Genomic DNA, 12604 nt, shown 5'->3' with positions numbered 1-12604 from the left:
TCGTGGTGAATACACAGGAGTATGATATACCCCCACTGGGGGTATATCAAGATTTATTAGCATCCCAATGTAATATTTCTCTGATGTATGCCCACACTACATCCGGCATCGATCTAGCGTCGCTCGTATTCGCTGGGGCGAGCCATTTATCAAGCGTTTTTTCAGGGACACTAATCCGCTTCGCAAATGCTGCGCGCGTCATCTCAAGTCGACTCATGGCATCTCGCAGAAACTCTTGCTGAGTCTGCGAGCGCGCATTTTCTACTTCCATCAAATCACTCCACCTTCGATTGAAAATTAAGCTCGTGTTCTCGTGCGCTTAAATCAGCGCAACTTTGTACCTGGCATGCGCATCGCGAACTTCATGCTCCTCGCTTGACTGCACAGAAGAATCCGTCATAGCAGTGTTCCCCCTTGCCTAGTGCCACCAGAGAATCACACGAGTCTCGGAAGGGAGCGCAAGCACGAAAGCCGCGATTTACTGCCTTTCGTATGCCCCCCAATCGGGGCCGAGGGGGTCAACCTGCTCCGCTGTGACCGGAAGCAATATCTTAAGTCCACACACGTACGGTCGAAATCCTCGCTTGGAAGCGTTTAGGTACTTGTCCGGGAACATGGCCCTCAGCTGTACCGCCTTTGCCCAGTTGATGGCTGCCGGGGACAGAATCTGAATCTGTGCCCCCGGGACAAGCTCCCGCAATCTGTCCTTATCGCGGTTCAACATCACGACCCTGACGCGAGGCTTGCCAATAGAAGCGCAAGCGCTTGTAGTGCTGACGAGTGAGCGTTGCAGTCATGTTGGCTTTTTCCTTGGTGCTTACTTGTCGTAGACCGAGCGCAGGAACCCGGCGTACTCGCTCATGTTGCTCATCAGGAGCATTCGCCCGTCGTCAGGGCCGCGACTGCGCGACGCGTCATTACAGTCAATGCACGCGAGCAGGTAGACGTTCAGAGCGTCGCGCGCCACCTCCAACTTGCGCGCGCACTCCACCGCAGCTTTCTTCCTGGCCGCCTCGGCACGGGCCTGCGCCTTTACGTCACGATCGCTTTTCCAGTCGTCGCCGGTCATGGCTAGTTGCGTAGGTGCCGGTTTGAGATACGGCAGTGTGGGTTCAAAGCTCATGGCTGTTTTCCAGTTGCTAAAGTGAACTGATGCGCGCCGGGTCTGTACCTACAGACCGGATGGCGAGCCATACTTGCAAGCGCTCTTCCGGTTCAGCCACGAGCTATTGTCGAATCTGGTGTACGGAGTGCTTTGGGAAATATGAGAAGGCGGTGGCGGTTTAGCTGAGAATGTTGCTTGTCGAAGGCACACCGAGCAAAGCCGGCGCGAGCCGGCCCCGACCACCATGAAGAAGATTATGAAAGAAACGAACGGCAGAAAAGCACAAACGAAGAGCGCGCTCGATGAACTGATCCAGCAAGGCGCGCGGCAGATCATCGAGCAGGCAGTCGAAGCGGAACTGGCGAGCATGCTTGAACAGTACAGCAACGTGAGGTCGATCGACGGTCGGCGTGCCGTGGTGCGCAACGGCTACCTACCAGAGCGCGAAGTCGTCACGGCCATCGGTCCGGTGCCGGTTCGGGTACCGAAGGTGCGTGATCGCTCGGGTTCGGGCATCCGCTTCAATTCGGCGGTCGTGCCGCCGTACGTTCGCAAATCCGCACGCGTGTCGGCCGCACTACCGTGGCTGTACCTGCGAGGCATCTCGACGGGCGACATGAGCGAAGCCATGGGCATCATGCTGGGCGGCCAGGTCAGCGGCCTGTCGCCAAATGTGGTGAGTCGTCTGAAGGCGCAATGGGCCGATGAGCATGCTCAGTGGAATCAGCGTGAGTTGTCGTTGGCGCGCTGGGTGTACTGGTGGGCTGACGGCATTCACACCGGCGTGCGCAGCGACGATTCCGACGGCCAGTGCCTGTTGGTGATCATTGGTGTCAAACCGGACGGAACGAAAGAGCGTGTGGCGATCAGTGACGGGTATCGGGAATCGAAGGCGTCGTGGGCCGAACTGCTGCTCGATCTGAAAAAGCGCGGTCTGCAGTCAGGGCCGCTGCTGGCTTGCGGAGATGGTGCGATGGGATTCTGGGCAGCGATGGAAGAAGTGTTCCCGCAGACCAAGCATCAGCGCTGCTGGTTCCACAAGATGGGCAACGTGCTCAACGCGCTGCCGAAATCGCAGCAGGCCCGCGCCAAAAAGGCGATGCAGGACATTTGGATGGCCGCCACGCGTGCCGAAGCGCTGGTTGCCTTCAATCACTTCGTTGATACCCACTCGGCAAAGTATCCGAAGGTGGTCGAAAAGCTGACGCAAGATCGCGACGAGCTGCTGGCATTTTACGATTTCCCGGCCGAACACTGGCAGCATCTGCGCACGACGAATCCGATTGAATCGACCTTCGCGACGGTGCGTCACCGCACCAAGCGCACGCGCAACTGCGTCTCGCGCGCGACGTTCCTCGGCCTGGCATTCAAGCTGATCGAGTCGGCCGAAGACTCGTGGCGGCGCATCCGCGCCCCCGAAAAGATCGCGACGATGCTTGACGGGATGACGTTCAAGGATGGAGAGCCGGTGACCGACAGCACACCGGCTCAGCAGCCCCTGGCCGCCTAATCTTGCTCACGCCCCGTACACCAGATTTGACTTTAACTCCCCATCCAGTGGCTTCAGCCACTGGATGGGCGAGATCAATCCCGAAGGGCTTCACAATAGCGAACACCCCGGGCGCAATGTTGTACAGTCGGTCGACTCGCCGCTCGGCTCCTATGACCTCGCGAATTCTCTGGAAAAGGCGCTGCCTCTCCCATCGGACTGGGGACCTAGCCCTAAACGGCAAACCCGATAGGTGCGCTAGGGCAGCGTCTATGTCTGATTCGGATACCACCATCGCCTGCGGTGATCTCCAGAGGGTTGCGAGACTCATATCGCCTTTCCCGTTGTGTCAGTGTTTATACTCGCCGCGCACGCCCAAACGACTGCTTTCGTACAACACTCCTTCGACGTCACGGTGTGCTCGCATTTCCTCGTCACAATCCAGCCCCTCGGACCTATGCTTTCGCAACTCATCAAGCGCTACTTCCGGTGAAACTCTGCACATGACCGAAATCAGTCGGATCGCGTCCTTGAAGACCCATTTCTGAATGTTCTCCAGTTCATGGCCCTGCCAGCTTTCCTCAAGGTAGATTCCACCCCAGCCGCTTCCGTGGGTCTTCGACGCCGCGTCGATTTCGTCCTTCGATCGCATCGTCATCAGGCGGTCGAATCCGTTGTCGTTGTCCTCAGCGGCAGGGATAAAAAAGAAACGCTCCATCGCAGTACGCTTGGCCAGGAGGACCTGCTCGACGGTGATTGGATGATCCATCTTGGCCCTTGGTCAGTTGAAGGCGAGCTGGTCGCGCTCGAACAAGTTCATGCCACGCCGAGACGCTTCGTCGCCGATATGCCGGGCGTTCTTGCGAAGCGACGCGAGCATTTGCGTGGCGGTCTCTTCAGTGCAGCCGGTTTGCAGCAGATAGCTGAGAGCGTGGATCGCACCTTGTTGGACCAGACTTTGTGCGAAGAGCACCTGGTCAGGCATTTCGCGGTACTCGGCAGGGTCTACTGCCCCTCTATTCTCAATCGTGGCCATGTTGGCTCCGCACTCCTTAATTGGGGGTTTCCGCGTCTGGAAAGAGCATGTCGAATCCGGGCACCGGAATGACGCGTCCATCGTTCAAGCATGCTGCTGCGGCGACGAGATGCTCAGACGCGGCACGCTGCGGGTACGGCTTCCACTCAAGACAGTCGAGGGTGACCTTCGCTTCTTCGGTAAAGACCGTCGCAGCCTCTTCAGGTGTGATCCCGATTGACTTGATCTGGGCGTTCACCAGCTCGACAAGCGACTGGCGGAAGACATTTTTTCGATCGGTGGCTTGCATCGTTTTTCCTAGTGGTTCACAGGCGGGTAGACCAAGTCGTCGCCAGGAGTGAATTCGTATCGAGCTGGGTCACCCTCGAACAACACGTATCCCTCGACGCCCTTTTCACGCAGCATTCCCACCGCGCGTCGAGTACTTGCCACTTCAGCTTCGTGAAGTCGGCCCGGGTCGGCCGGTCGGCCACCGCTCGTCGCACCGTCACTGCTGATCAGGAGCGTCATTTCCACCCCTGAACCTGCCTTCCGCCCGAAGATTTGCCTTTTCATCGACTTTTTTCCTCGTTATCCGCGATTGGCCAAGGCGCGCTCGATTTTCTTGTCGGTCTTGTACTGGCTCAGCGCATACACAGACCAGATCGCAGCCGGAATCCAACCGATGATCGTGAGCTGGAGAAGCAAGCAGATGATCCCCGCGAAGGGACGCCCGATCGTGAAAAATTGAAGCCAAGGCAAAATCAACGCAAGCAGCAGGCGCATGTAGTTCCTCTACGATTTCATTGCCGACTTCCGGCCGGTTCGGGGCGTTTCACGCCAGGGAATTCCTCACTCGCAGATCGAAATGATCTGGTTCAATTGCTCACACGCGGCCAGGAAAACCTCATGCGGCGCTTGCTTCCAAGGATGCGGCTTGGCGCCGCGCGCCCGCCAGTCGAAGGACTTCGGCTGATGCCCCAAGACGTAACTGGTGACGTTCTTCGGCCCCTTGAACTTGATAGCGAACGGATTGGTGTCGTTGTACTCCGCCGTCGTCATAGGCAGGCCAATGACGATGCTGGTTGTCTCGTTAAACGCTCTGGGGGACAGGACTAGCATCGGATGCATATTCTTCATTTCTCGACCGACTTGTGGATTGCAGTCGATCCAGATGATGTCGCCGCGATCCGGTGCCCAAGCGACCTTCGACATCAGAAAGCCTCCACACCAACAGGGGATGCAGCCATGGCTTCTCCGCCATGCTTCGACAGGTCGAACTTCGCGAGCTTTTCAGCAAGGGTGAGCTTACGAGGGCCGACAGGCTTTACGGTGACGCCAACCTCATCGGTTGTAACCTCCACCTCAAGACCCACCTCGAAGTGCGCAGAGCGCGCGACTGCGGCAGGAATCCGTACAGCCAAGCTGTTTCCCCATTGCTGAATAGTCAGTGTTGCTGTCTTTGCCATGATGATTTACCTCCATTACGTATCGACAAGTATAGACGCAATCTTTCTGCGTTTCAACATGTATAAACGGTCAGCATCATCAATCAGTGGCGAACATTTCTTCTAGCCCCTCAATCGCTTCGAGAAATTCACGCTCCGTCACTTCAAGATACGGAGAAACGTGATCGAGATGAGCATGGCCGAGCAATATTTGTACGGTTTCGATTGAGTGCCCTTGCGCCAGAAGGCGGCTGGCAAACGTGCGTCGACCGGAGTGGCTGCTGTACCCCTTCCCAAGCCCAGCCGCGCGGTATAGGCCGGTGACATAGCTCTGCAAGCTGTCCGCAGCCAGGTATTCGACTTGCTCTCCGCTGTCGTTCGTCCGGCGCTTGACGCTCAACTCGTAACGGCTCCCCTTATGAGTCAGGATCAGCGACGTCTGAGGCATCAAGCCCCTCCACTTCTGGCGATCCATTGCAGTGCCTTTGCTCCGCTTCCACCGCCATTCGATGTAGCGGTTGAGTGCGGCAAGCGCCTTCGGATGGCTCAGGTACACACAGCGCTGGCGGCAGCCTTTCGTGATCGCCGCCCGCAGGCTCACTTCTTCCCGAATCAGTCCGGACGGCTGGAGAACGTCGGCCACTTCGATGCGGGCAATCTCGGATATCCGCATGCCGCAGGTAAAACCCAACAGCAGAACGAGTGCGTCACGCTCCGGGTGCCGACTGGTGGCCTCGGTCACGCGGAGCAGGTGGCGGATTTGGGCAGGTTTGAGCGTCTTGGCGCGTTTGATGTGCATGGCTTCTCGGTCCTCGTAATGCGCTCGAAATTGAGCTTGTTACGAGAGAGAAACGCCGGGCGCTCCTTTTCATGATAAACGCCCGTGCTCCCTGCGGTCCTCGGAAAATGAGGAGGTCTCGATGTGCTATTCCGCCCAAATCGCGCAGGGATTCCATCAGTACGAGCGGATGTTCGGGGCGCAGCTCGACCTGCCCGCGTTTTTCGACTTGTATGCCGGGCGTGCCGCCGGCGACAGGATCAAGGTGCCAAAGGCCGTTGATGCGGCATTCGCGCACACGGCGAATCCGGAAACTTCGGGTATTTGCGAGTCGATTCGCAGGTTTGAGATTACCCAGGCCGCCATCCTCGAGCAGGAGCTATTCAAGCAGCGCAAGCGCCTGGCCGATGCGCAGCGCAGCTTGCAGACGAAAGTCACGAAGGCCGCCACGGAGAGTCAGCGCATCGCGTCCGACAAGGTCACCGCGACGTTGCGCCGCCTGGACGATCTCCGCCGCACCGAGTTGAAGGACCGCGACTCGCGCATATTCCCCGGCGTGTACGCACCGATCATGGTGATGGAGCAGGGTCGCCGCGTGATCAAACCGATGCGTTATCAGTGCCGGCCCGCCGGCAAGCCGGCGAATTACGACACAAGGTTTCCCGGCACTTACAACGCTCGAAAAAGTTCGCTCGATGGCTTCTGGAAGGGACAGTTCGGTGTCACGCACGGGCTGATGATCGTAAGCGCGTTCTACGAGAACGTGAGCCGCGCGCGCATGGAGCACCGCGAGTTAGCGCCCGGCGAGCAAGACGAAAATGTGGTGCTGGAATTCCGGCCCGACGCCGGCGAACCGATGCTGGTCGCTTGCCTCTGGTCACACTGGACTGGCGCCGGCCAGCCGGACTTGCTGTCGTTCGCCGCCATCACTGACGAGCCTCCTCCGGAAGTTTCGGATGCTGGCCACGACCGGTGTATCGTGCCAATCAAGCCCGCCAACGTCGACGCATGGCTCAACCCATCGCCGGACAATCTGGCGCGGCAGTTCGAGATTCACGACGACCGTGAGCGGCCGTACTACGCTCATCGACTTGCGGCGTAGGCAAACGACGGTAACGAGAACTAAGTGTCGTACCCACCGCATGCCGGTTAGCTGCCGAATACCTTGTCCATGTCGGCAGCACGCCGGCGTTTCTCCGGATGCAGGTACTTCGACGTCGTGGCGATGCTGGCGTGCCCCATGAGCTTTTGCACCACTTCCAACGCGGCACCATGCTCGAGCGCGTGGGTGCCAAAGGTGTGTCGCAGCCAGTGCGGCGTGGCTCGCGCCAATGCATTCCCCGCTTCTCCCGACTCGCTCTCGAGCGCCTGTGCGGCCTCCCGGTAGCCATGCTCGATGACCTGGCGCAATGCGGCGGGCGTGAGCGGCGCATGCAGCGATGGCCCGGCCTTCGCCTGTACCATTCCCTGCGTCGCCCCGGGCGGCAAGTCGCCACCCACCCTGCGTTTCGGCTTGGCGGGCAAGCGCCCGATCAACGCCACCTTGGCCAGCGCCGGGTCACCCACCAGCTGCTGCAAACCGCCGCCGCCGGCACTGGTAATGCCCCGCCCGGCCAGATGCGCCTCAATGCGGCGCACCAGCGAGCCGGCCAGTTCCACCTCGCGCCGTTTGCTGCCCTTGCCAAGCACGGACAAACTCCACAGCGGCCCAGTGTCGCTCAGCACCGTGCAGCGCAGATCGCCCACCGTCGCGCGGGCCAGCTCCGCAAGCCGTAGTCCCGTGGTGCGCCCCAACTGCAAGACAAACAGCGTGCGCTCGGCCGACGCGTCGTGAATCGCCCGCGGGCGCCAGTAGGCTTCGAGGGCGTCCCACACGGCGTCGGTCAGCACATGCTCGACGTGCATCGCGCCGAAACCTTCGTCACCGCCGGCACGGGGCTTGGCGACCAGCTCGAACGGGTTGAAACGCAGGTACTGCGCCTTGACAAGCCACGCGCACATGCGCTGCAGCACCGTCATCGACAGGCGCACGCTTGCCTCATCGAGCGGTTTGGAGAAAGGTCGCCAGGCGGCGGTAAAGCGGGCGGTACCGCGCGGCGCGATCCAGTGCGCCGGCGGTGCGGCGAGGAACGCCCGGTAGGCCGTGACGTCCTCGACCGTGAGCGTGGCGAGCGGGCGGCGGCACACGAAGGCGAGCCAGTTCAGAAAGCGCTCGGCGTGCTGGCGGTAAGACTGTACGGTGCCGGGACTGCGCCCGGCCGCGACCGCCGCGAGCCACACCTTGACCGCGTCGACGTCGTTCGTCGCGCGCGTCTGGCAGGAGGTCGTGCCCTCACCGTGGTTGGGGAGGATCACGGCCGTCATGGTCATCACACCAGTCACCGCCCCGGTGGACGCGGTGCCGGCACTGCCCTGCCCGACCGGCACCTCCCCCGTCCCGCCGACGTCCACGGCGTGGGCGGTGCTGGGCCACACCAGCCACTCCAGCGGTGCGATGCCATCGATCTGCACACTGATCGCGCGCATGGCGCGCTTCGCCTCGCCAGTGAGTTGTCGACGTGGCGTGAGCGCGACGGCAGGCAACGCACGCCCGAGCGGCTCGGCGTGATCTGCAAGCCACTGTTGCAGTCGTTTGGCACCGGCCTCGCCCAGGCCACGCACCTGCATGTACCAGCGCGGGCCGCGTTGTGTGATCACGTCGAACAGATCCGCCAGTTGCACGATGCCGGCGTGCTCGAGGCGGCGCGCGAGCGCCGGGTGAAACCAGCCCGCGCAGTGATGGTGCTGCGCCGGTGCCACCGCCAGCAGGGCCTGCAGCGCACGCAGGGCAGCGACCTGGCGGCGGCGCAGCCGCTCGTTGCGCTCGGCCCGCCGGTCGGGCCTGGCCTCGGGATAATGCTCGGCGAACAGCTCGAGCAGCTCGCGCTGGCTGTAGAAGCCGTCCGGGTCGTGTTCTTCAGCGAACTCTTCGAGGCTCGGCCGGCGAGCGGTCGACGGTGTCGATGTGTTGGGCCCCCCGGTGCCTGCTGCCCCTTCGGTCGAGGCTTGCGCCTTGCCGTCACCGGCCGCGAGCCGCTTGGGCGGGATGGCCAGCAGCCGCGCGGCACTGTAGTCCTGCGCGCGGCGCGCGCCGGCGATCAGTCGCTGCTGAATCCACAGGAGGGTCGAGCGCGCCATGCGCAGATCGAGCCCGGTCTCGAGATACTGGTCGGCCAGCTTGTCGAGCGGCAGGCGCTCCAGGTAACCCCGGAAGAACGCGAAGTGGTCGATGCCGAGGTGTTCACGGCGCTCCCACTCGGCACGCGTGCGCGTCCTGCCCCGCACCGCCCGCGCCAAGCGGCCGCTGTCAGGCTGCGGGGACGGTGATGCCTGCGCGGCACGCGACTCCACATAGGTGACGTCGGTCACCTCCGGGGTGTCTTCGTGCTTCCCGCCTGCGGGGTGAGTCATGGTGGGTCAGCAAAGCCCCGGGGCTTCGTTAAGTGATTGATCTGCCGGTATTTTAGGTCAGAGGTAAATGAAAAAGCCAGAATAAAAGCAGAAAAACCACACTATAGAGTATTGCAGTACTGTACATATCGATTTGAGAACAATTGTTATTTATAGCGTCGCGGCGCGGCCGCACGGACGCGAGGCGCTCGCCTAGAATGCCCTCGGCCAGCGCCAGCGTGGCCACACTCGCCTCGGTTCAGGCGCCGATATCCCGCCCCCCTCCCCCCTGCGTCCTACCCCTTTTTCCGTCCGGCGCGGGGCGAGTGCGGCCAATAGTCCCAGCGTTTCCTCCTGCCATGCCAATTTCCGCCAATTGCGCAGGCGCTGGAGCAGGCGACCACGGACGCGGCCGGTAAGGCGTTTCTAGCCGCCCGGCTCAACTTCGAGTCCGTCACCGACAAAAACGCCGCGAAGCTGACCGAGGCTGGCCGCCACGCGGCGGCGCAGATTGGCAACCAGCTCAATCAGGGCGCCGCGCAGCTCGTCGCGGTGAACCTCGCGCTTGAGCGTAAGGCGCGGCGGTTCGCGCTGCTGCTCGTCGGCTTCGCGCTCGTTGCGGGCTCGGCTGGCGGGCCTTTGGGGCGCGGACGGCATCGTCTCTTGCAATTGCCGCCTGGTCTTATCGTCAACTAAACAAACTGACAACACCTCCGGCTTACAACCCCGAGAAAGTGATCAGAGATTTCGGCCGTATCTGGCAAAATAGATATCTGCCCGCCGAGACATCTGTTTAGCCAACCAATCGAACTGCGTTCGCTCCCCGTCGTGTGCGGCCTGCGCACTCGCCCGTCGGTAGACCTTTGCGGCCAGATCAAACCGATAAATTTCCTCGTAGGCGCGTACGGCCAGCTCAAACATCCCCCCTTTCTCGTAGAAGGGGTAGTGACCACATAGCTGCCAAAAGTGCCATTTGCGAATGCGGACGTCGCCAGATCGTGCAGACTTACGCAGCCCTGCCGCCCGCCGAGCGCGCACAAACGCTCGTCATCACCGGCACAAATCACAGCCGCGCTAGGCTTCAAAGGCACCGGCAAGAAACACCGACTGCTGGACCGGCTTGATACCATGCAGGCCGAGCGACGGCACAGCAAAAATTACGAGCCGGTATCGCGTGCTCGCTACGAGGCTGAGATTTTCACAGACGATACCGCGCGCCTGCCGGCTGTCGTCATGCGCGAGGCCGAGAAGACGGCCGCGCTTGAAATCAGCCAGCTTCGAAGCCATGCCGGGCACGCGCACACGAAGGACGGCTCCCCGAGCGGCAAGCCGCAGAAGCAGAAGGAGCCGGGCGGTCACGAGTTGTCCTACGACGCATAAAAAATTTATGGACATCCTCGTTTTTTTCAGGGCAGGTCAGGGGGAGACGTCGTTCCCATTTTGAGGAACTTGTTCACTTGGATCATCTTTTGCGGAGAGGTGTTTATATTCAAGGTCGATTCTGTCATCCAACAGTTTAAGATCCAAGGCATAGAGTTTAGCTATTGTTTTTTCAGGCGTTTCGGTTATCCCAAATATTCCATATCGATGAGTGCGCAGCAGCTTCTTGAGTTCGTTTTTTACTTCTACAGGAATATCGGGCTCCGGCTTAGCTAGCCCCTTGGGCAAAACGGAGAGTTCGCCCATCAAATAATGGGCCACTCGCTCATTAAAGCGAGCGTTATCGCCTGACAAAAACTCCTTAGCATCCTTCAAAAACTCTCGTAGACTCGTACACGACGCAAGCGAATGGCGGGCCTTGTCCCCCAAAGCATCGTACCGCTTCTTTAACCCGGCAGTGTGCGGGTCGTCAACGTCTGCATGCACGGCAATGACATCGTCGTCTAGAGCACCCAATAGATTTACTGTTTTCGCCGCCGCTGTGGCAAAGAGGCACCGCATCCGCCCGTCGGGGTTGATAACCCACTTCTGCCTGTACGTGGCCTCCGGATGTACGAGTGGCGCGTCCGGCCTCGCCCCTGTGTCCATGTAGAGCTGCTCGTCAGACAGTTTGCTCTCACTGGTGATGGACATCACCATATGGGCCCCGTTCTGCGAAATGGAGAAGTTATTTTTGCACATCCAACCATTAGCGCTGCGATCGAAGCGTGGATCCTTTGCTGCGGCCTCATTCATCAATTCTTGCACTGCGTTGGCGGACAGCATCAGAAAGCCCGCTGAGTTCACCTGAGCAGACGGGAGCGTCCGGTTCTCGTGAAGACGCTCTGCGATTTCAATATTAGCTGCCATGTCAGCGCCCTCGGCCCAAACGTTCTCGGACGTGTAAGGGCCCAGGCCGTCGTTCATCTCGAGCTCGTAGACGCATTGGCCGTGGACAGGGGGTTCCTCATTGAAGATGGCCAACCAATACATAAGACGCGGCGGTGGTTCTCCCCTCTTACGCTCCGGGTCATCCAAAATATCCTTATCTAGTAACGTGCACTCCCGGTTGGCCCAGTCCGTCAGGTGAGCTGTCATGTCAATTTGGAGCGTCGTCGTGGACACGGCAGCCACACCGCCCTCCACGGAGTTCGCTTGCACAGGCTGCCCACTATCCCTCTTCGCCTCCCTCTCCAGAGCCGCGGTCATGACGTCTTGCGGCAAGTCGAGGATCGCTATTGCTTCGGAAGGTAGGGCTGATGCTTCCACTGTCATCGCGACGCCCGTGCCCTTGCCAAGTCGAGCTTCAATGCCGAGGGTAACCAAGCCTGTAGTCGTGTCGTACACCGCGCTAAATCTTGTTCTTTGGGTTTCGGGGGTAGCCATCGCCTTCAACGCGAAGTAATTCTTCGCCTTGGTGACATCGTCCTTCGCGCTCACCGCGGCATGAAAAAGTGTGTTGGCCTCGTTGATTTGGGGGCCGGCGACTCGGGGGCCGGAGAAACAGTCACAAATTGAGTTCCAGATTTTCTTGAACCAATGGTTCCAGGCCGCGGGGTCGGCCTTTTGCATGTCTTCAACGGCAATAAAGAACTGTTTGTATGTGCCGTTTTCGAAGAATTCGAATACTAACGGTTCGTCCGCTGCCGTGCCGGCGTTAATGGCTGGGGGTGGGGCGTTGGTGGAGTCGATGCGCATAGTATGTTCGCCTGACTATCGTTATGATAAAGGACGGCTTGCTAACGAAGGCGGGGGCCGTCAGCCGCAGTTTTCCCGCGATAGCAGTGCCGGCGTTCTTGCCGGCGGCGAGGCCCGGCGCCCGGCAGCACGCGTTTTTCTGCTGCCTCGCAAGCTAAATTCGACAAAACGCAGCGGCTGTGGGGTTTTGACGGTCCGAGCGCGTTCGATGTTTTGCTGTCAT

The 12604-nt window shown here is 60.2% G+C and carries 14 protein-coding genes and 1 pseudogene; 4 read left to right on the top strand and 11 right to left on the bottom strand.

Translation table 11 applies throughout. The features are described 5' to 3' along the window. Positions 1–46 precede the first annotated feature (46 nt). Positions 47–271, bottom strand: coding sequence for a transcriptional regulator (locus tag MB84_RS29650; RefSeq protein WP_084010172.1), 225 nt, complete (start codon positions 269–271; stop codon positions 47–49). A gap of 546 nt (positions 272–817) precedes the next feature. Next, positions 818–1123: a hypothetical protein gene (locus MB84_RS27980; protein ID WP_052654711.1), complete on the bottom strand. Its 306-nt coding sequence runs from the start codon at positions 1121–1123 to the stop codon at positions 818–820. A 226-nt stretch (positions 1124–1349) separates the two neighbouring features. Between MB84_RS27980 and MB84_RS27975 the strand changes: the two genes are divergently transcribed. Then, entirely contained in the window at positions 1350–2615 is a 1266-nt protein-coding gene (locus MB84_RS27975) for an IS256 family transposase (RefSeq protein WP_046290953.1), read from the top strand. Positions 2616–2943: 328 nt separating this feature from the next. Here the strand turns inward: MB84_RS27975 and MB84_RS27970 are convergent, their stop codons facing one another. The 7 genes from MB84_RS27970 to MB84_RS27935 all read right to left on the bottom strand — a co-directional run bounded on the left by MB84_RS27970 (position 2944) and on the right by MB84_RS27935 (position 5856). Continuing rightward, the gene (locus MB84_RS27970) at positions 2944–3363 is read right to left on the bottom strand and encodes a hypothetical protein (RefSeq protein WP_052654710.1); all 420 of its coding nucleotides are present in this window, start codon (positions 3361–3363) and stop codon (positions 2944–2946) included. Positions 3364–3375: 12 nt separating this feature from the next. Continuing rightward, positions 3376–3630, bottom strand: coding sequence for a hypothetical protein (locus tag MB84_RS27965; RefSeq protein WP_245725627.1), 255 nt, complete (start codon positions 3628–3630; stop codon positions 3376–3378). 16 nt (positions 3631–3646) lie between these two features. Continuing rightward, complete coding sequence (locus MB84_RS27960) at positions 3647–3919, bottom strand: hypothetical protein (RefSeq protein WP_052654707.1); 273 nt, start codon at positions 3917–3919, stop codon at positions 3647–3649. A 281-nt stretch (positions 3920–4200) separates the two neighbouring features. After that, positions 4201–4395, bottom strand: coding sequence for a YqaE/Pmp3 family membrane protein (locus MB84_RS27950; protein ID WP_052654704.1), 195 nt, complete (start codon positions 4393–4395; stop codon positions 4201–4203). A gap of 66 nt (positions 4396–4461) precedes the next feature. After that, entirely contained in the window at positions 4462–4824 is a 363-nt protein-coding gene (locus tag MB84_RS27945) for a type II toxin-antitoxin system PemK/MazF family toxin (RefSeq protein WP_052654702.1), read from the bottom strand. Further along, the gene (locus tag MB84_RS27940) at positions 4824–5078 is read right to left on the bottom strand and encodes an AbrB/MazE/SpoVT family DNA-binding domain-containing protein (RefSeq protein WP_052654700.1); all 255 of its coding nucleotides are present in this window, start codon (positions 5076–5078) and stop codon (positions 4824–4826) included. The genes MB84_RS27945 and MB84_RS27940 overlap by 1 nt, the downstream gene beginning before the upstream one ends. A gap of 79 nt (positions 5079–5157) precedes the next feature. Further along, positions 5158–5856: a tyrosine-type recombinase/integrase gene (locus MB84_RS27935; protein WP_052654698.1), complete on the bottom strand. Its 699-nt coding sequence runs from the start codon at positions 5854–5856 to the stop codon at positions 5158–5160. A 121-nt stretch (positions 5857–5977) separates the two neighbouring features. Here MB84_RS27935 and MB84_RS27930 point away from each other — a divergent pair, with 121 nt between their 5' ends. Next, on the top strand, positions 5978–6937 hold the full coding sequence (locus tag MB84_RS27930) for an SOS response-associated peptidase family protein (RefSeq protein ID WP_052654696.1): 960 nt from the start codon (positions 5978–5980) through the stop codon (positions 6935–6937). A gap of 47 nt (positions 6938–6984) precedes the next feature. Here MB84_RS27930 and MB84_RS27925 read toward each other — a convergent pair whose 3' ends face one another. Then, positions 6985–9243 carry a phage integrase family protein gene (locus tag MB84_RS27925; protein ID WP_169835101.1) on the bottom strand — a complete coding sequence of 753 codons (2259 nt, stop codon included), beginning with the start codon at positions 9241–9243 and terminating at the stop codon, positions 6985–6987. Between the two features lie 408 nt (positions 9244–9651). On the opposite strand from MB84_RS27925, the pseudogene MB84_RS29645 reads away from it, so the two are divergent. After that, positions 9652–9960: pseudogene (locus MB84_RS29645) on the top strand (hypothetical protein); the annotation flags it as partial. A gap of 432 nt (positions 9961–10392) precedes the next feature. After that, complete coding sequence (locus MB84_RS27910) at positions 10393–10644, top strand: hypothetical protein (RefSeq protein WP_052653811.1); 252 nt, start codon at positions 10393–10395, stop codon at positions 10642–10644. 36 nt (positions 10645–10680) lie between these two features. Here MB84_RS27910 and MB84_RS27905 read toward each other — a convergent pair whose 3' ends face one another. Continuing rightward, the gene (locus MB84_RS27905; protein ID WP_052654684.1) at positions 10681–12381 is read right to left on the bottom strand and encodes a hypothetical protein; all 1701 of its coding nucleotides are present in this window, start codon (positions 12379–12381) and stop codon (positions 10681–10683) included. Positions 12382–12604: the final 223 nt, after the last annotated feature.

This window comes from Pandoraea oxalativorans (genome assembly GCF_000972785.3).
Taxonomy (GTDB): domain Bacteria; phylum Pseudomonadota; class Gammaproteobacteria; order Burkholderiales; family Burkholderiaceae; genus Pandoraea; species Pandoraea oxalativorans.
This window is presented reverse-complemented; position numbering and strand designations above follow the sequence as displayed.